This is a genomic window from Streptomonospora sediminis (genome assembly GCF_054778995.1).
Map to the genome: position 1 here is coordinate 1 of NZ_BAAGYZ010000021.1, position 18,924 is coordinate 18,924.

18 protein-coding genes are annotated in these 18,924 nt (G+C 69.8%); 13 read left to right on the forward strand and 5 right to left on the reverse strand.

What is annotated here, in order from left to right; translation table 11 throughout:
* The first annotated feature begins 416 nt into the window (after nucleotides 1-416).
* From ACYVD5_RS05545 to ACYVD5_RS05600, 12 genes are all read left to right on the forward strand, one after another.
* Entirely contained in the window at nucleotides 417-1,958 is a 1,542-nt protein-coding gene (locus ACYVD5_RS05545) for a fatty acyl-CoA synthetase (protein ID WP_460999818.1), read from the forward strand.
* A 101-nt stretch (nucleotides 1,959-2,059) separates the two neighbouring features.
* On the forward strand, nucleotides 2,060-2,722 hold the full coding sequence (locus ACYVD5_RS05550) for an NAD(P)H-binding protein (protein WP_460999819.1): 663 nt from the start codon (nucleotides 2,060-2,062) through the stop codon (nucleotides 2,720-2,722).
* A gap of 154 nt (nucleotides 2,723-2,876) precedes the next feature.
* Nucleotides 2,877-3,425 carry a hypothetical protein gene (locus tag ACYVD5_RS05555; protein ID WP_460999820.1) on the forward strand — a complete coding sequence of 183 codons (549 nt, stop codon included), beginning with the start codon at nucleotides 2,877-2,879 and terminating at the stop codon, nucleotides 3,423-3,425.
* A 438-nt stretch (nucleotides 3,426-3,863) separates the two neighbouring features.
* A complete protein-coding gene (locus ACYVD5_RS05560; protein ID WP_460999821.1) occupies nucleotides 3,864-4,073 on the forward strand; it encodes a hypothetical protein in 210 nt (69 codons plus the stop codon).
* A gap of 246 nt (nucleotides 4,074-4,319) precedes the next feature.
* Entirely contained in the window at nucleotides 4,320-4,919 is a 600-nt protein-coding gene (locus tag ACYVD5_RS05565; protein WP_460999822.1) for a Uma2 family endonuclease, read from the forward strand.
* A 134-nt stretch (nucleotides 4,920-5,053) separates the two neighbouring features.
* A complete protein-coding gene (locus ACYVD5_RS05570; protein ID WP_460999823.1) occupies nucleotides 5,054-5,653 on the forward strand; it encodes a Uma2 family endonuclease in 600 nt (199 codons plus the stop codon).
* Between the two features lie 83 nt (nucleotides 5,654-5,736).
* Complete coding sequence (locus ACYVD5_RS05575) at nucleotides 5,737-6,276, forward strand: pyridoxamine 5'-phosphate oxidase family protein (protein WP_460999824.1); 540 nt, start codon at nucleotides 5,737-5,739, stop codon at nucleotides 6,274-6,276.
* Nucleotides 6,277-6,623: 347 nt separating this feature from the next.
* Nucleotides 6,624-8,564: a serine hydrolase domain-containing protein gene (locus tag ACYVD5_RS05580; RefSeq protein WP_460999825.1), complete on the forward strand. Its 1,941-nt coding sequence runs from the start codon at nucleotides 6,624-6,626 to the stop codon at nucleotides 8,562-8,564.
* A gap of 163 nt (nucleotides 8,565-8,727) precedes the next feature.
* Entirely contained in the window at nucleotides 8,728-9,582 is an 855-nt protein-coding gene (locus tag ACYVD5_RS05585; RefSeq protein WP_460999826.1) for an AraC family transcriptional regulator, read from the forward strand.
* Between the two features lie 286 nt (nucleotides 9,583-9,868).
* Nucleotides 9,869-10,891, forward strand: coding sequence for an iron-siderophore ABC transporter substrate-binding protein (locus ACYVD5_RS05590; protein ID WP_460999827.1), 1,023 nt, complete (start codon nucleotides 9,869-9,871; stop codon nucleotides 10,889-10,891).
* Nucleotides 10,888-11,931 (forward strand): FecCD family ABC transporter permease, encoded by a 1,044-nt coding sequence (locus ACYVD5_RS05595; RefSeq protein WP_460999828.1) that lies wholly within the window; start codon nucleotides 10,888-10,890, stop codon nucleotides 11,929-11,931. Before ACYVD5_RS05590 ends, ACYVD5_RS05595 begins: the two co-directional genes overlap by 4 nt.
* Nucleotides 11,928-12,998, forward strand: a complete 1,071-nt coding sequence (locus tag ACYVD5_RS05600; RefSeq protein ID WP_460999829.1) for a FecCD family ABC transporter permease — start codon at nucleotides 11,928-11,930, stop codon at nucleotides 12,996-12,998. The genes ACYVD5_RS05595 and ACYVD5_RS05600 overlap by 4 nt, the downstream gene beginning before the upstream one ends.
* 33 nt (nucleotides 12,999-13,031) lie before the next feature.
* Here ACYVD5_RS05600 and ACYVD5_RS05605 read toward each other — a convergent pair whose 3' ends face one another.
* Entirely contained in the window at nucleotides 13,032-13,235 is a 204-nt protein-coding gene (locus tag ACYVD5_RS05605) for a hypothetical protein (RefSeq protein WP_460999830.1), read from the reverse strand.
* A gap of 122 nt (nucleotides 13,236-13,357) precedes the next feature.
* Complete coding sequence (gene msrA / locus ACYVD5_RS05610; RefSeq protein ID WP_460999831.1) at nucleotides 13,358-14,023, reverse strand: peptide-methionine (S)-S-oxide reductase MsrA; 666 nt, start codon at nucleotides 14,021-14,023, stop codon at nucleotides 13,358-13,360.
* Between the two features lie 103 nt (nucleotides 14,024-14,126).
* On the opposite strand from msrA, the gene rarD reads away from it, so the two are divergent.
* Nucleotides 14,127-15,071 carry an EamA family transporter RarD gene (gene rarD / locus ACYVD5_RS05615; RefSeq protein WP_460999832.1) on the forward strand — a complete coding sequence of 315 codons (945 nt, stop codon included), beginning with the start codon at nucleotides 14,127-14,129 and terminating at the stop codon, nucleotides 15,069-15,071.
* 105 nt (nucleotides 15,072-15,176) lie between these two features.
* Here rarD and ACYVD5_RS05620 read toward each other — a convergent pair whose 3' ends face one another.
* From ACYVD5_RS05620 to nuoN, 3 genes are all read right to left on the reverse strand, one after another.
* A complete protein-coding gene (locus ACYVD5_RS05620; protein ID WP_460999833.1) occupies nucleotides 15,177-15,725 on the reverse strand; it encodes a PRC-barrel domain-containing protein in 549 nt (182 codons plus the stop codon).
* Between the two features lie 221 nt (nucleotides 15,726-15,946).
* Entirely contained in the window at nucleotides 15,947-16,957 is a 1,011-nt protein-coding gene (locus ACYVD5_RS05625) for a polyprenyl synthetase family protein (protein ID WP_460999834.1), read from the reverse strand.
* 141 nt (nucleotides 16,958-17,098) lie between these two features.
* On the reverse strand, nucleotides 17,099-18,751 hold the full coding sequence (gene nuoN, locus ACYVD5_RS05630) for an NADH-quinone oxidoreductase subunit NuoN (RefSeq protein WP_460999835.1): 1,653 nt from the start codon (nucleotides 18,749-18,751) through the stop codon (nucleotides 17,099-17,101).
* Nucleotides 18,752-18,924: the final 173 nt, after the last annotated feature.

An 18,924-nucleotide genomic window follows, 5' to 3' on the forward strand; every position in this document is an offset into this window, starting at 1 on the left:
GATCTTCGGCGCCCTTCGCCATGCCCGCAGCCGGTTCGGGAAACTCCCATCAACGATCTAGGGTGTGTTTGGTGGGTCCGTCCGTAGCGAGCGGCGCACTCGTGTGTGCCCCGCGCCCGATGCGCGAAGCGCCGTTGCGGCGCGGGGTGCTGCGATAGGGCCGCCCCTACTCGGCGGACTTCGCCATTATCGCCGAGCGGGGCCCGTGCCGCTCTCGCAAGGCCGAGGAGGGAGTAAGGGTGGTTCACCTTTCGACCGACGAGAACACTGCGAGAGTGAGAATCCCTACCCGAGACGGCCGCGCAGTAGGACAGCGACCCACTAAACGCACCCTAGGTTGGTGACGCAGGCCACGCCGCGGCGGGCGGCGCGCCAGGATGCGCAACGGTCTGCTCGTTTCGGCTGCGGGAGGCCACATGGGATCCGGTGACCCGGTACCGACCAGGGCGAGCACGGTCGATGGGGTGCTGCGCCGCAGCGCTGCGCGTACCCCGCGCCGGGTCGCGCTGCGGTTCGGCGACCGCGAATGGACCTTCGGCGAACTCGACCGGGGCGCCACCCGGGTGGCCGCCTGGCTGCTGGGTCTGGGTCTCACCCGCGGCGACCGTGTCGCCGCCTACGGCCACAACTCCGACGCCTATCTGCTGGCGTTTCTGGGCTGCGCCCGCGCCGGGCTGGTGCACGTGCCCGTGAACCAGAACCTGGGCGGCGCCGAACTCGGCTACCTGCTCGCGCAGTCGGGCAGCATCGTGGTACTGACCGATCCCAAACTCGCCGGCCGCATCGAGGAAGTGCGCCGGCAGATCCCCGCCCGCGACGTGCTGGCGCTGCGCGGCCACGAGGAGTCCGTGCTGGAAACCGCGCGCGACCCCGACGCCCCCGAGGACGTGTTCACCGAGGCCGCCGATACCGACCTCGTGCAGTTGCTTTACACCTCGGGCACCACCGCCCAGCCCAAGGGCGCGATGATGACCCACCGGGCGCTGGTGCACGAGTACCTCAGTTGCCTGCACGCCCTCGACCTCGGCGCCAACGACCGCATGCTGCATGCGCTGCCGCTGTACCACTCGGCGCAGATGCACGTGTTCCTCATGCCGGCCCTGGCCGCGGGGGCCTATAGCGAGCTGGTCGAAACCCCCGAACCCGCCGATCTGCTGAACCGGATCGAGGGCAACGGCATCACCGCTTTCTTCGCGGCCCCCACGGTCTGGTCCGCGCTGGCCAACCACCCCGACTTCGCCGAACGCGACCTTTCCGGGTTGGCCAAGGCCTACTACGGCGCCGCCATCATGCCGGTACCGGTACTTGAACGCATCCGCGAACAGCATCCGGGCATCGGCTTTTACAACTGCTTCGGGCAGAGCGAGATCGGCCCGCTGGCCACGGTGCTGCGCCCCGAAGAGCATGTGGCGGGGCGGATGGAGTCCTGCGGGCGCCCGGTCCTGTTCGTCGAGGCCCGCCTGGTCGACGAACAGGGCGCCGATGTGGCCGCGGGCGAACGCGGCGAGATCGTCTACCGTTCCCCGCAGCTGTGCGAGGGCTACTGGGACAAGCCCGAGGAGACCCGCGAGGCGTTCCGCGACGGCTGGTTCCGCTCGGGCGATATCGCACGGCGCGATACCGAGGGGTTCTTCACGATCGTGGACAGGGTGAAGGACGTCATCAACACCGGCGGGGTGCTGGTGGCGCCGCGCGAGGTCGAGGATGTCCTCTACCGGCACCCCGCGATCGCCGAGGTCGCGGTGGTGGCGGTGCCCGATCCGCACTGGGGCGAGGCGGTCACGGCGGTCGCTGCGCTCAAGGAGCCCGCCACGGAGGACGAGCTGATCGCGTTCGCGCGCGAACGCTTGGCGGGCTTCAAGACGCCGAAACGCGTCCACATGGTCGACGACCTGCCGCGCAACGCCAGCGGCAAGCTGCTAAAGCGGGTGCTGCGCGAACGGTTCAGCGGCGGCTGAGCGTCCCGCTCCGCGGGCTGCGGCGCGGTCCGGCCCACCGGGTGGCGGGCGTGCTGTGTGCCTGTTGTGCCGCTTGTCGCATCAGGGCATAGCCTGCGGGTATGCGAATCGTCATCGCCGGAGGACACGGCAAGATCGCGCTGCGGCTCGAACGGCTCCTGGCCGAGCGCGGTGACACACCGGTCGGCCTCATCCGCAATCCGGAACACGCCGCCGACCTAACGGCGGCCGGAGCCGAACCCGTGCTGATCGACCTGGAGGACACCACCGCGACCCGGCTCGCCGAGAAGCTGATGGGCGCCGACGCCGTGGTATTTGCCGCGGGCGCCGGTCCGGGCAGCGGCGCGCAGCGCAAGTCGACGGTCGACCGCGACGCCGCGCTGCTGCTCGCTGATGCGGCCTCGCTGGCCGGTGTGCGCCGCTACATCATGGTCTCGGCCATCGGGGTCGACGACGGCCCGCCGCCGGGATCGGAACCGGTCTGGGCGGCCTACATCGAGGCCAAGCGGGCCGCCGACGACGAGCTGCGCCAGCGCAGCTTGGAGACCGACTGGACGATCCTGCGGCCGGGGCGGCTCACCGACGATCCGGGAACCGGAACCGTGTGGCTCGCGCCGAAGGTGGAGCGGGGGGAAATCCCGCGTGAGGACGTTGCCGCGGTCATCGCCGCGCTGCTCGCCGAACCGGCCACCGTCGGCCGGGTGCTGGAACTCGTCGGCGGCAACACGGCGGTCGGCGAAGCGGTCGCGGCCGTCGGGGCTTAGCGGCCGGTCAGGGATTTCTGGCTAGAAGTCGCCCAAAGAAGGCATCATGGGTGCGGACGGGCCCGGCGGACCGATTCCTCGGCTGACGTGGATGGCGGGCAACGCTCAACGGGCAGGCGAAATGCCGCACAGAGCAGATAGGTACGGTTGACAAATGAGCGTCACGCAGGTCGTGAGGGACAGCACCGTCGTCGAGCACGCGAAGGTCGCCGCGCAGCAGAAACGCCGGATGTTCATCGTGCAGTTGGACATCAACAGCTACGACGAGGCCTCCAGCAAGGTCCGCCCCGGCCTGACCCGCATCCTTGAGGGGATCGAGGAGGCCGGGTGGCTGCTCGACCAGATCACGCCCAGCGCGGGCGAAGAGTCGGAATCCGCGCGCCTGTTCCTCTTCCGGCCGAACACGGCCGGTACGCCAGCGGCCGGCGGCCACGAGGCCGCCGACCACAACAGCGGGCAGCAGCAGGCCTACCAGCAGCACCACACCGGTGCCCAGCAGCAGCAGGACCCCTACGCCGGCTACCAGTACCCGACCGGGCAGCAGTACAGCCAGGGTTACCAGCAGCAGCACTACCAGCAGCAGTACCCGGGCTACGGGCAGCAGCAATACCCCGGTTACGGACAACAACAGCAGCCCGGTTACGGACAGCAGCAGCCGGGCTATGGGCAGCAGTACCCGGGATACGGCCAGCAGGGCTGGTGATCGCAGACCCGGCCCGGAGCGGCGCATTCGCCGGCTTCCCGGCCGGCGGCGGCCGGCTCCGGCCGTTCCCGTTCGATTCGACCGAACGGCCCCAACGGCCCGCGTGCGCCGCACGCGGGCCGTTCGCATGTCTAAGGGCGCCTTCGGTGGGTCGCTGCGCCAAGGGCGCGAACCGCGGGTGCCTGCGCAACGGCGCCGGGAGAGTCGCGGTTGCGGCGGATCCGCGCCTGGTCGGCGGCCGGTCGGCGACACACCCGCAATGCGCCTGCGATGTGCCGGTTCCACCGCATTAGCCGGATCCTTGCAGGCCATGGGCAAAATAATCGGCGGCATTTTGCCCGCAATAACGTGACGCGCTTAAACGGCTACGTTAAGTTACTTCCCGCGGGGCGCAACGCGCCGCCCCTTCGAGCTTCCCGTACGTCCGAGAGGATTCCCATGAAGCGCATCGCCACGGTATCTGGCCTCATCGCCGCCACCGCTCTCGCCTTCGGCGCCATGTCCGGCACCGCCAGCGCCGACAACAACGCCGAAGTGCAGAACATCACTGTCCCGATCTGCGTCGACCTGCTGCAGGCCTCGGGCGTCGCCCCTGACGGCTGCTCCGTCGTCGACGTGCACAAGGAGAAGGGCCTCGGCATCAGCTGACCCGGACACGCTGGCGTGACAGGGCTCGGGCTCCGGTTGCCGGCCGCCCGGGCCCTCGCCTGTGCCCGGGGGCGGACCCGCCGGCGGGTGTGTCGCGGCCTCCCGGTAGAGCCGCCGGTGGCGGCGGGATGCAGATATGCCGCAAACCGCGGCGGATCGGGCGGCAGCGCACCGCAATCTCGGCGTACCCGCCCGTAACCGGAACCGCGGGCTGAATACTGGCCGCCATGCAGCAGAGGAGGCAGTATGGCAATCATGAGCACCGACAAGCCCGCCCCGTCCACCCGGCGCCTGACAGTCGACGACCTGGCACGCATGCCGGACGACGGCAGGCGCTACGAGCTCGCCGACGGGGAGCTTGACGTGTCGCCGGCACCCGTGTTCCTGCACACGGTCATTGAGTCGCGGCTCACCACACACCTGGGGTTGATCGCCCCCGAGGACTACTACGTCCTCCACGGGGCGGGCATCAACTTCAACGCGGACCGCACGCACCACCGCATCCCCGATGTCGCGGCGGTCCGCACCGAAGACGCCGAGCACCCCTACCTCACCCGGCCGCCCAAGCTCGCCGTCGAGGTCGTCTCCCCCGAAAGCGTCATCCGCGACAACCACACCAAGCGCCGCGAATACGCCGAGTTCGGCATCGAGTCGTACTGGATCATCTCCCCCGCGCCCGACAAGACCAGCCTCATCGAACTGCGGCTCCGCAACGGCCGCTACGAAGAGGCCAACCAGGTCCACGGCGAGGACCTCTTCGAAACCGACCTCCCCTTCCCGGTCAAACTCGTCCCGCACTGGCTCACCGCCGACGGCCCCTGGCGCAGCCACATCGGCGGCGCGTGAAACACCCCCGCCGCCGCGCAAAATATGCCGCAAACCGCGGCGGATCAGACGGCAGCGCACCGCAATCTCGGCGTACCCGCCCGTAACCGGAACCGCGGGCTGAATACTGGCCGCCATGCAGCAGAGGAGGCAGTATGGCAATCATGAGCACCGACAAGCCCGCCCCGTCCACCCGGCGCCTGACAGTCGACGACCTGGCACGCATGCCGGACGACGGCAGGCGCTACGAGCTCGTCGACGGGGAGCTTGACGTGTCGCCGTCACCCGTGTTCCTGCACACTCGGATCGAAGCCCGGCTGATGTTCTGCCTCCAAACGGCGGCGTCCGAGTACTACGAGGTCCAAAGCGGAATGGGCGTCAACTTCAACGCGGACCGCACACACCACCGCATCCCCGATGTCGCGGCGGTCCGCACCGAAGACATCGAGCACCCGTACATCGCCCGCCCGCCCAAGCTCGCCGTCGAGGTCGTCTCCCCCGAAAGCGTCATCCGCGACAACCACACCAAGCGCCGCGAATACGCCGAGTTCGGCATCGAGTCCTACTGGATCATCTCCCCCGCACCCGACAAGACCAGCCTCGTCGAACTCCGGCTCCGCAACGGCCGCTACGAAGAAGCCAACCAAGTCCACGGCGAAGACCTCTTCGAAACCGACCTCCCCTTCCCGGTCAAACTCGTCCCGCACTGGCTCACCGCCGACGGCCCCTGGCGCAGCCACATCGGCGGCGCGTAAAACACCCCGCCGCCACGCAAAATCCGGTGTCGGCCGCGGGTCCTTGACACCGGTTGTCAGGTATCCGCGGCAGACTCCCCGCCATGTACGAGACCCAACCCGAACTCGATGACCTGCAGCTGCTGCTCGACCGCTCCCTGGAGGGCTCCGGCTCGCATCTGCGGTCGATTTACCAGGCCGGCAGCGACCACCCGCACACCCTCACCGCCGCTCAGCTCACCCGGGTGCTCACCGGTATGTGCACGCTGGCGATCTCGACCGTGACGGCGCGCGGCGAGCCCCGCATCAGCGGCGTGGACGGCCACTTCCTGCACGGCCGCTGGATCGTCGGCACCGAGCTTTCCGCAGCCAAGGCCCGCCACTTGGCCGCCCGCCCCGCGGTCAGCGCCGCCCACATGCGGGGCGAGGCGCTGGGGGTGTTCACCCACGGCACCGCCGTGCCCATCAGCCCGCTGAACGCCGCCGACCCCGAAGCGGAGGGGTGGCCCGCGGTGCTCGCGCACCTCACCGCCCACTACGGCGATTCGCCGGAGAACTGGGGTCAGGTCGTCTACTACCGGATCGAACCGGAGTGGATGACCGCCTACTGCGCCGACCCGGAAAAACTGCTCTCCGAGTCCTGAACGGTATGGCCGCGGACCCGGCGCACTGGCCGCCGGGGCAGCCGCGGCGCGCAGCGCCCACCGAGGCGGGCGCCGGGGTTGCCCGGCGCCCGCCTTTTCTGCTGCCGGCTCCCGCGCCCGGTCACGCCGCTGCCGGGGCGGCTGTTGCCTCTTGTTGCGGATGTGGGTTCTGCAGCGGATGTCCAGCAGGCTGCACCACCGGCCGTGGCGTCCACGGGCGGGCGAACAGGGCAGCACGCTCCGCAGACCCGGAAGTGCCCGTCTCCCTAGAGTTTTCTCATGTCGGGACCGGTCGCAAAGGTCCCGCTTCTTCCCTCCCCCGCCGACGAAGATGAGGAGACGGCACCGTGTCGTCACGAATCCGATCCGCGCTCTCACTGTGCGCCGCGGCGGCGCTGACCGTCGGAATAGCCGTACTTCCCGCATCCGGCGCCGCTGCCGACGAGACCGGCGCAGCCGGCAACGCTCCCGCCGAGGCAACCCCCGCCAACGTGCAGCGGTTCCTCGACAAGCGGATCCCCGAACTGCTGAACGAGTACAACATCCCCGGCGCCACGGTGTCGGTCGTGGCCGACGGCCGACCGGCCGTCGCCGGCGGATACGGCGAGGCCAACGTCGAGAACGGCACCCCGGTGGAGGCCGATAAGACGTCCTTCCCCATGGCCTCGGTCAGTAAGACCTTCACGGCGACCGCCGTGCTCCAGCTCGTGGACGCGGGCGAACTCGACCTCGACGCCAACGTCAACAAGTACCTGCCCCAGGACGCCCGGATCCCGGACACCTACCCGGGCGAACCGGTAACCCTGCACCACCTGCTCACCCACACCGCCGGCTTCGAAGACAGCGCTCTGGCCATCGCGGCGACCTCTCCCGAGGACCACATCGACCTGAGGCAGTACACCGTCAGCCACAAGCCGGACCGTATTTACCCGCCCGGCCGGTTCATCGGGTACAACAACTACAGCACCACGCTGGCCGGTTTCATCGTCCAGGAAGTCACCGGCACGGAGTTCAACCAGTACATCGGCGAGAACATCTTCGCGCCCCTGGGCATGGAGGAGAGCGCCTTCGCCCAGCCGGACGAGGCCGCCGACATGTTCGACACGCCCACCCTCTACGACCCTTCGGCCACCAACGAGGCCGCCACGCTGTGGGTCAACCAGGCGCCGGCCGGCGCCGGCTGGGCAACGTCACCGGACATGGCGCGCTTCCTGGCCGCGCTGCTGAATGGCGGCACCTATGACGGCGCGACCATCCTCTCGCCGGAGAGCGCCGGGATGGTGCTCAGCCCGCAGACCACCATGCACGAGGAAGTGACGGGGTCGGGCTACGGAAGCTGGGAGACCTCCGGGTACGGCCAGTTGGTGATGAACCACGGCGGCGACATCCACGGCGGGCACACCCAGTGGCGGGCCGCACCCGAGGAGGACTTCGCGGTTTACGTCGCCGTCAACGGTGACGGGACGGGCGCCAACTCGCTGCAGGACGGCCGCGCGCACATGGTCGAAGACGTGATGGCCGAATTCGTCGGTGAAGCGACCGCCGAAAAGCCCGAAGCGGCCGATATCCCGCTGGAACGCTACGTGGGCACCTACCGGACCACCCGCATCAACCACAGCGACGTCAGCGAAGCGGCGAACGCCATGACCATGTCGAACGTCACCACCACCGGCGACGGCCGGCTGCAGACCGTCGACCTGCTGGGCAAGACGACCTGGACGCCCATCGAGCCCAACCTGTTCCAGAACAAGGACGGGGACCATCTCGCGTTCGTCGAGGAGGACGGCGAGGTCATCGGCTTGGCCATCGACGCCATCCCCGAAATGGCCTTTGAGCGCATCTCCACGCTGGAGAACTTCAACGTGCACGCCGCCGCGGCCGGTGCGGCGCTGGTGATCATGCTGACCGCCCTCGTCTGGCCGCTGGCCGGCCTGGTGCGCCTGATGCGCGGCCGCCGCGCCACCAGCACGGCCGGCTCGGTCAGCGCCCGCGTCCTAGCGGGAATCTCCGGGGCGATCTGCATCTACTACACCGGTTTCCTGGTGTACCTGGTCTCCAACGGGTCGCTGCTCCAAGAGATGCTGTTCGACGTGTCGCCGCTGCTGAACGTCCAGCTCCTGCCCGCGGTCCTGACGGGGGCCGGCGTCCTGGTGTCCGCGGTCGTCGCCTGGACCAACAAGTGGTGGAGCGTCGGCGGCCGGATCCACTACACCGTGATCACCCTGGCCCTGATCCTGTACCTCGTCATCGCCGCCAAATACGGCATGATCGGTGTCCCGCCGGAGTAACCGGCCCACGCACCACCCGATGAAGCGGGCGCGCGGGAGCACTTCCCGGCGCCCGCTTCTCGTTTGCACGCCCGCCCACCGGGCGGCGGCCGGTTTCCGCACCGGAGACCGAGCCGAGGGGCGGGCGCCTATGGGCCGGCGGGCGCTGCCTAACCTTGTTGACGTGGCCAGACAAGACACCCGACCGGACCCGGCAGCCGGGGTGCCGGATGCGGGACCGCCCGACGCCGGGCCGGCGCAGCGCGGCGCGGTCGACCGGCGCAGGCTTCCCCTCTACGCCGCCGGCGAGATCGAGGTGCCGTTCGCCGTCGCGAGCAGGACCGAACGCCTCCCCAGCGATACCTACTGGGAGGAACACTCGCACCCCACACACGAGCTGCTCTGGAACCAGCAGGGCGCCTCCTCGGCGCGGATCGGCAGCCGGGTCTGGACGATCACCCCGGCGGTCGGCCTGTGGATTCCGGCGGGCGTCCGGCATTCCGGCTGGACACCGGCCGGTGTGCTGCACCGCGCCGCGCAGTTCGCCATCGACGCGGTGCCGCCGCTCGCGGACCGTCCCGTCGCAGTGGAGCTCACTCCCCTGCTGCGGCTCCTGCTGGACCGGCTCGATACCGGCACCCTTGCATCGGCCGCCCGCTCGCGGACGGAGGCGATGGTGCTCGACCTGCTCGCCCCCGCGCAGCAGCAACTGACGCTGCAGATACCGGAGTCGCCGCTGCTGGCCCCGATCTGCGCGGCCGTGCGCGACGATCCCGCTGATACCACGACGCTGGCCGTGTGGGCGGCGCGGCTCGGGGTGAGCACCCGGACCATCACGCGGGCGTTCCAGGCCGAGACCGGCCTGGGGTTCAACCAGTGGTTGGCCACCGCCCGGATGCAGCACGCGGTCTCGATGCTGGCCCGCGGCGAACGGCTCGACGAGGTCGCCGTGCGTGTCGGGTACCACTCGGCGAGCTCGTTCGGCGCGGCCTTCCGCCGGATCACCGGGATAAGTCCCGGCCGGTTCCGCTCGCGGTGATGCCGTTGCGGTGCGCCGGGGCACCCGGTACCGGCCGCTGGGTACCACTGCGCAATGCTTGTCCGTTTTGCGATAGATGCTGTCTTATTTGCGCGATTGCGCGCTCACCAGCAAGCACTCTAGTTTTGGTTAGGCAAACCTAACCCCCCAATACGTGACCTCTCGTCGCAGTGGTGGCGGCAGTACGTTCCGGCTGCCCCGGCCGCCCTGCCCCCAGCGGCCGCGCGCCACCGGCGCGCCCCTGCGGCGGGACGACCGCACGCCCCGCCGCAACCGGAAGGAAACCATGCCCCGCGTTTCAAGGCCGGCCGCGCTCTCCGCGGCGGCCCTGCTCACCGTCGGGCTCGCCGCCTGCGCCCCCTCGTCCGGCGAAGAGGACGGCGGCTCGGCAGGCTGGGAGCCCATCACCATCGAACACGCGCTCGGCACGACGACCATCGAGTCCGAGCCCGAGCGTGTGGCGACGGTCAACTGGGCCAACCACGAGGTCCCGCTGGCCCTGGGTGTCGTACCGGTCGGGATGGCCGCGGCCAACTTCGGTGACGACGACGGCGACGGCGTACTCCCCTGGGTCGAGAAGAAGCTGAAGGACCTGGACGCCGAGACACCCGTGCTGTTCGACGAAACGGACGGCATCGACTTCGAGGCCGTCGCCGACACCCGGCCGGACGTCATCCTGGCCTCCTACTCCGGACTGACCCAGGAGGACTACGACACGTTGAGCGAGATCGCTCCGGTCGTCGCCTACCCGCAGACCGCCTGGGGGACGCCGTGGCGCGAGGTGATCGAGATGAACAGCAAGGGGCTGGGCATGGCCGAGGAGGGCGACAAGCTCATCGCCGACCTCGAAAAGGACATCGAGGAGTCGGTCGCGGAGTACCCGCAGCTCCAGGGCAAGTCGGCGATGTTCCTGACCCATGTGGACACCACGGACCTGAGCGAGGTCAGCTTCTACACGTCGCATGACACGCGCACGATGTTCTTCGAGGATCTCGGCCTGGACATCTCCGAGAGTGTGGCCGACGCATCGGCCGAAACCGAGAAGTTCTCGCTGACCCGCAGCGCCGAGCAGGCCGACTCGTTCAACGACACCGACATCATCGTCACCTACGGCGGCGACGAGCTCGTGGGCGACCTGCAGGACGATCCGCTGCTGTCGCAGATGCCGGCGGTGGCCAACAACTCGGTCGTCAACCTCCCTGAGAGCAGTGCGCTCGGCACGGCCGCGAACCCGACCCCGCTGTCGATCTCGTGGGTGCTCGACGACTACCTGTCGCTGCTGGCCGAAGCCGCCGACGAGGCGCAGTGACCGCAAGCACCGCGCAACCCGTTTCGGACGCCGCCGCCGGGCGGCGTCCGAAACGGGGCAAGACCCTGTGGCTGCTTGTCGTGCTCGCGGCGCTGACCGCGCTGATGTTGGCCTCGGTCACCGTCGGCTCCCGCGACGTGCAGTTGCACGACATCCTGGCGGCTTTCGGCGGCTCCCCCGAAGGCTTCGACCAGGCGGCTGTCGCAAAACGGATTCCCCGGACGCTGCTCGCCGCCATCGCAGGTGCCTCCCTCGGCGTAGCGGGCGCGGTCATGCAGGGCGTGACCCGCAACCCGCTGGCCGACCCGGGCATCCTGGGCGTGAACATGGGTGCCTCGCTCGCCGTCGCCGTTGGGATCGCCGTCTTCGGTCTCACGTCGGCGACCAGCTACATGTGGGTGGCGATCCTGGGCGCGGGCGCCACAGCGGTGTTCGTCTACATCATCGGATCGCTGGGGCGGGGCGGGGCGACACCGCTCAAACTGGCGCTCGCCGGCGCGGCGACCTCGGCCGCCCTCGCGTCGTCCATCAGCGGCGTCGTGCTCTCCCACGGCAACGTCGCCGACGGGATCCGCTCGTGGCAGGTCGGCGGGGTCGGCGGCGGGACGTTCGAGGCCATCGCGCGCGTGCTGCCGTTCCTCCTGGTCGGGATGGCCATCTGCCTGCTGTCGGCGCGCGGGCTGAACCTGCTTGCGCTGGGCGACGACCTCGCCGCGGGTTTGGGGGAACGGGTCGCGGTGGCGCGCGGGGCCGCCTCGCTCGGCGCCGTCGTGCTGTGCGGGGCGACCACCGCGATCACCGGTCCGATCGCCTTCGTCGGCCTGGTCGTACCGCACGTGTGCCGGCTGCTCGCCGGTGTCGACCACCGGTGGTTGCTCCCGTTTTCGGCCTTGGCGGGTGCCGCGCTGCTCACCGCGGCCGATATCGCCGGACGTATCGCGGCCCGCCCGGGAGAGATCGACGTGGGGATCGTGACCGCCTTGATCGGCGGCCCGTTCTTCATCTATATCGTCCGCCGTCAGAAGGTTCGTGCACTGTGAGCGCCCCCGTCTCCGAGACCGCCGCGGCCGCGGAGAGCACCGAGACCGCCGAGACCGTGGCCCGCGGCCGCAAACGCCGGACGCGCCGGCGGCGCACCGTGGTCGCCATCCTCGCCGCCCTGACCGCCATCGCGTTCGCCACCGCCCTGATGGTCGGGCGGACCTTCTACCCGCCCGCCGATGTCATCGGTGTGATCCTCGGCTACGACGTGCCGGGCGCTTCGTTCACCGTCGGACGGCTGCGGCTGCCGCGTGCCGTACTGGGCCTGGTCGCCGGAGTCTGCTTCGGGCTGGCGGGTGTCACCTTCCAAACGATGCTGCGCAACCCGCTCGCCAGCCCCGATGTCATCGGCATCAGTGCCGGGGCCAGCGCGGCGGCGACCTTCGCGATCGTGGTGCTCTCCCTGGACGAGACCGCGGTGTCGGTGTTCGCGATCACCGCCGGCCTGGCGGTGGCGGTGGCCATGTATCTGCTGTCGTTCAAGCAGGGGGTGGCCGGAACCCGGCTCATCCTCATCGGTATCGCCGTCGCGGCCATGCTCGACAGCATCACCGCCTATGTGCTCGACCAGGCGGCGCAATGGGACCTGCAAGAGGCGATGCGGTGGCTGACCGGCAGCCTCAACGGCGCCACCTGGGACGAGGCGGTCCCGGTGACGGTAGCGCTGCTGGTGCTGGCCCCGGTGCTGCTGTACCAGTCGCGCAACCTGTCGATGACGCAACTGGGCGACGACACCGCGTCGGCACTTGGAGTCCGGGTGGAGCGCACGCGGCTGATCGCCATCATCGGCGCGGTCGGCCTGATCTCCTTCGCCATCGCCGCAGCCGGGCCGATCGCGTTCGTGGCCTTCCTAGCGGGCCCGATCGCGGCCCGGATCGTGGGGCCGGACGGATCGCTACTGGTCCCCTCGGCGCTGGTCGGGGCCCTGCTGGTACTGGTGGCCGACCTGTGCGGCCAGTACGCGTTCGGCACCCGGTACCCGGTCGGCGTGATCACCGGCGTGCTGGGAGCGCCCTACCTCGTGTACCTGATCATCCGCAGCAACCGCACGGGTGGGAGTTTGTGAGGCCGGCTGCCGCGACGCGGAACGTCTACCGGCTCATTCGTAGTCCTCCATGCGGAACGCAACAAACTCATCGCGTCCCGCCCGGATATCGTCCTGCACACGATCGATCTCTGCACCATCGATCAGGTCCTCGTAGCGCGCCACCCACTCAAACCGCGCAGCCTCGTAGGCTTCCAAGGCACCGTGCTCCGCCATACGGCTGTCTCGCAGTTCGTGCCAATCCGAACGCGGGTTCATCCCAGGCCTCCTCCTCGCCGACGAGGGTGTGCGCATCAACGACACACAGGTTCCTGGCACGCTGCAACACCTCGCAGGCCCTCCCGGGGGGAGGGCCGTGGAGGTGGTGCGGGCCCGGCGGGTTAGCCGGGTGTGCGGGCCACGCCTACCGGGCAGGTGGCTCCGGTTTCGCCCAGGCCGCAGTAGCCGTTGGGGTTCTTTGCGGCGGACAGATACTGCTGGTGGTAGTCCTCGGCGAAGTAGAAGGGGCCTGCGGCGGCGATCTCGGTGGTGATCGTGTTGAAACCCGCGTTGGTGAGGACCTGCTGGAAGGCGTCGCGGGAGGACTCTGCAGCGGCCTGCTGGGCTTGGTCCTGGTAGTAGACCGCCGAGCGGTACTGGGTGCCGAGGTCGTTGCCCTGGCGCATGCCCTGGGTGGGGTCGTGGTTCTCCCAGAAGACCTTGAGCAGGTCGGTGTAGGAGATGCTGCTGGGGTCGAAGACCACCCGGACGGCTTCGGCATGGCCGGTGCGGCCGCTGCACACCTCTTCGTAGGTGGGGTTGGGGGTGTAGCCGCCGGCGTAGCCGACCGCCGTGGTGATGATGCCGGCGCCCGCACCGAGCTCCCAGAAAGCGCGTTCGGCGCCCCAGAAGCAGCCCATGCCGAACTCGGCGATCTCGCTGCCCTCGGGGTAGGGCGGGGCCAGCGGTGTGCCGAGCACCTCGTGGCGCTCGGGCACCTGGATCGGAGTGTCCCGGCCGGGCAGCGCCCGTTCCGGAGTGACCATGCTCATCTGCTTGCCCAACATGCCTCCAGATTACCCGCGCAACCGCCCGCGGGCGTTCCCGTATCCCCAAGACAGGCAGCGCTTCGGGTACTCATGGGATGAATTTTCGCTTACGCTGGCGCGCGTGCCTGAATCCAACCGCGGTGTACTTTTCGGAGCCGGCGCCTATCTGATGTGGGGGCTGTCCACCCTCTACTGGCCGCTGGTCGCAGCCGCGGGCGCCACCGAGGTGATCGCCCACCGCATGGTGTGGTCACTGCTCACGGTGCTGTCCGTGCTCGCGCTGCGCGCGCACTGGCGGTGGCTGCTGCCCACGCTGCGCCGGCCCCGCCAACTCGCGATGCTGGCCGGCGCCGCGGCGGTGATCTCGGTGAACTGGGGACTGTTCGTCTACACGGTCAACAGCGGGCAGACCAGCCAGGCCGCGCTGGGCTACTTCATCAACCCGCTGATGAGCGTACTGGTCGGTGTGCTGTTCTTCTCCGAGCGGCTGCGCCGCGCCCAGGTGGCCGCCGTCGCGCTCGGTGCGGTGGCCGTGGCGGTGCTGAGCGTGGCCTACGGCGGCGTACCGTGGCTGTCGCTGGGCATGGCGGCTTCGTTCGCCACCTACGGGGCGTTGAAGAAGATCGCCGGGCTCGACGGGGTCGAGAGTCTGGCGGTGGAGACTCTGCTGCTGTTCCTACCGGCCACCGGCTACATTGTGTTCCTGCAGGCCACAGGGGCGGGAACATTCGCCACCGGCTCGCCCTGGCACTCCGTGGCACTGGTGGGTTCGGGCGTGGTGACCGCGCTGCCGCTGCTCGCGTTCGGTGCCGCCGCCCAGCGGGTGCCGCTGACCATGCTGGGGCTGCTCCAGTTCATCGTGCCGGTGATGCAGTTCCTCTTCGCCTGGCTGGTGTTCGAGGAGCAGATGTCACCCAGCCGGTGGATCGGTTTCGCGATCGTGTGGACCGCGCTGGCCGTGTTCGTCACCGACATGCTGCGCAACAACTCCCGCGCGCAGAGCGCCCGGGCACCGGCGCGGCCGGCCGGCTCCGCCGAACCCGCGACCGACCCGCCGAAGCCCTGACCGGACGAGCGTTTCCGGCGGCACGGCGGTGCCGGTGCGGCGGTGGCGCCGTTGCCGCCATCGCCGCACCGGTGAGACACCGCCGGACGAAGGCACCCGGATGGCTCACCCCTTGTCCGCACCGCGCTGCGAGGACTGCGGGCGCTCGCTGTCGGGTTCCCAGATCCGCTGCCGGGCCGGCTCCCCTTCGCGGCCGTCGCTGCGCCCGGCCCGCTCCGCGGACTCCCCCGCCTCTGCGGACTCCGCCGACTCCGCCGGCCCGCCCTGCTCAGCCGGTTCGGGGCGCGCGTGCCGCCCCCGCGGGCGGCTGTACTGCTCGGGGACCCGTTGGCCGGGCACTTCCGGGGTGAGCCCGTAGTGCTCGTAGACCCGGTCCTCCTGCTCCACCGAGATGTGCTGGTCGATGTCGAAGCTCGGAGCGCTCTTGATCTTGTTGCGGGACCAGGGCACCTGCAGGGCGTCGTAGACCATTTCCGCGCCCACCAGCGGCACTAGGTTCTCGCGTGAGCCGAACAGGCCCATCCGCACCGTGATCCACTTTGCCGTGTCGGTCTGGTCGTCGTAGAAGACCTGGCCGATCTTGCCGACGGCCGCGCCGTCCCTGTCGACCAGCCGGTGCCCGATAAGTTGCTGGGTTCCCATCTGCGGTGCCACGGCGACTCACTTCCCCCCGTTATCGCCCGGTGCTCCTCGGCCGGCGCCCGGTGCGCTGCACCGGGGCCGCCAGTCGCCAGATTCCCGCAGGTGAATGGGCGCATGCGACCGCCGTGGGGACATTGCCCGCAGATGACCGATTCGGTGACCGGCCTTTGCTCCCGGGCACCCGCCGCGCCTCTGATCGGGCACGCAGCTCGGGCGCCCAGGAGAAAGAGATGTCAGCCGCTGCGCCGCACCGCGTAGTCGCACAGGGCCTCGAACGCCTCGCGGGGCGGGCCCTGCGGAAGGGTGGCGAGTTCCGCGCGGGCCCGGTCGGCCCACTCCCGGGTGGTCTCGCGGGCCTCCTCCATCGCCTTGTGCGGACGCAGCAGGTCCAGGGCCTCCCTGGTCTCGGCATCGTCGAGCGGGCGGCCCAGCAGTTCGCTCAAGCGCCCGGGCGCACTACCGCCGGCCTCGGACCGCAGCGCGTACAGCATCGGCAGGGTCAGCACGCCTTCGCGCAGGTCGGTGCCTGGCACCTTGCCCGAGGAGCTGGGGTCGCCGGCAACGTCGAGGATGTCGTCGGCGAGCTGGAAGGCCATGCCCAGCGAGTCGCACGCGCTGGTGATGGTCCGGATGACCGACGCCCCGGCACCGGAGTAGGTCGCGCCGAACTCCGCCGACGAGGCGATGAGCGAAGCCGTCTTGTCGGAGATGACCCGCAGGTAGTGGTCCAGCGGGTCGGCACCCGCCTGCGGCCCGGAGGTCTCCAGGATCTGGCCCTGCACCAGCCGCCCGAAGGTGCGCGCCTGCATCCGCACCGCGTCGGTGCCCAGGTCGGCGAGGATCTCCGACGCGCGGGCGAACACGTAGTCGCCGGTGAGGATGGCGACACTGTTGCCCCACCGCTGGTTGGCACTGGGCTCGCCGCGCCGGAGGTCGGCCTCGTCCATGACGTCGTCGTGGTACAGGGTCGCGACGTGGGTCAGCTCGACGACGGCGGCCGCGCGCACCAGATCGGGCACCGTGGGGTCGCCGAAGTGCGAGGCCAGGAGCACGAGGGTGGCGCGGAACCGCTTGCCGCCCGCCGAGAGCAGGTGGGAGGCGGCCTCGGTGAGCAGCGGGTCGCTGGCCGACACGCTTTCGCGCAGCAGCTTCTCGACTTCGTCCAGAGCCTCCTGGACCTCCTTGGCGAGACCCGCGTCGATACTCGGCAGAGCGAGGAAATCGCTCGGGACAGCACCGCTCACCTGGAAGCTCCACACGTCAGCAGGCGCGCGATACCTCCGGAATCGGACGTACCGCGCGCTCTCGGGATGAACAACAAAACCGACTTGCCAAGTTATCTGACCCTGATTCGGCTGCCAAAGCCACCCACCGGGTGCTGCCGGCTACTGCGCACCTTCCTCGCCTGCCGTGGCCAGCAGCGACTCGCTCTGCTCCTGCTCCGGCTGCGGGATGAGATTGTCCAGAACCGGCGAGGGGAACACGCCGAGCAGGAACGTGGCCGCCACCCCGATACCGATCGCCGAGCCGGTGAACACGCCCGCGCGCATCACGGTCGGTCCGGTCTGGGCCGCATCGGCGAAGAACATCAGCACGATGATGCGCACGTAGAAGAACGCGGTCACCGCGCTGCTGAGCACGCCCACCACGACCAGCGGAGTCGCCCCGGCTGCCATGGCCGCCTCGAACACCGCGAACTTGCCGATGAACCCGCTCGTCAGCGGAATCCCCGCGAAGGTGAGCAGGAACAGGGCCAGCGCACCCGCCAGCAGCGGCGAGGACCGGCCCAGGCCGGCCCACTGCGACAGCTCGTTGGCCTCGGGGCCGTTGTCGTGCGTGCGCACCAGGGTGACCACGGCGAACGCGCCGATCGTCGTGAAGCCGTAGGCGGCCAGGTAGAACATCGCCCCGGCCAGACCCTCGGGCGTGGCGGCGATCACCGCGGTGAGCACGAACCCGGCGTGGACCACCGAGGAGTAGGCGAGCAGCCGCTTGATGTCGCGCTGGGTCACCGCGATCACCGCCGAGAGCACCATGGTGAGGATGGCCACCACCCACAGCATCGGCGCCCAGTCGGCGGCCGCGGGGCCGAAGGGGACGAAGAACACCCGCAGCAGGGCGCCGAAGGCGGCGACCAGCGTGCAGGAGGCCATCAGCGCGGTGATCGGGGTGGGCGCGCCCTGGTAGACATCGGGCTTCCAGTTGTGGAACGGCACCGCGCCGACCTTGAACAGCAGCCCGACACCGACCAGCCCGATCCCGAGCAGCAGCAGCGGCCGCCCGCCGCCGTCGGCGAACAGCGGCCCACCGCCCTGCTCGACGGCCCGGGCGACCTCGTCGAAACGCACCGACCCGGCGTAGCCGTAGACCATGGCGATACCGAACAGGAAGAACGCCGAGGAGAACGCCCCAAGCAGGAAGTACTTGACGGCCGCCTCCTGGGAGAACAGCCGGCGCCGGCGCGCAAGCCCGCACAGCAGGTACAGCGGCAGGCTCATGACCTCCAGTGCGACGAACATCGTCAGGAAGTCCCCGGACGAGGGGAACAGCTGCATGCCCAGCAGGGCGAACAGCACGAGCGGGTAGACCTCGGTGTGCTGCGACCCGGCCAGCACGTGCTCGCGCTCCTCTTCGCTGCCGGGCACCGCCGCCGCCTGCGCGGAGAACGCGCTTTCGCCGCGGCGGTTCTCGGCGATGAGCAGTAGGCTGACCAGCCCGAGCACCAGCACCGTGCCCTGCAGGAACACTGACACCCGGTCGACGGCGACGCTGCCGAAGGCGATCGGTACCCCCGCCTCACCAGAGGGCAGCCAACCGGCGACCAGGACGGTCAGCACGAACGCCGCGGCGACCGCGGCCAGCGCCAGACCGAGCTGGATCGGGCGGCGCCGCGCCGCGGGCACGAACGCCTCGATCAGCACGCCCAGCACAGCGGCGCCGAAGATCACCAGCATCGGCGACAGCAGCCAGTAGTCGATCTGCGGCGGGTTCTCGGTGATGACCGGCGCGGCCATCAGCGCCTGTGCCGACGGCAGCATCAGAAGTGTTCTCCCATCTCACTCACCATTCCTCGCGCGCTGCGCGGACGGTGTATGTCGGCTCCGCATCGGCACCGCCCACTCCGCTTACTCGTCGGGCTCACTCGTGCCTGCTTCTCACTCACCGCTCCTCGCGCGCTACGCGGACGGTGTATGTCGGCTCCGCATCGGCA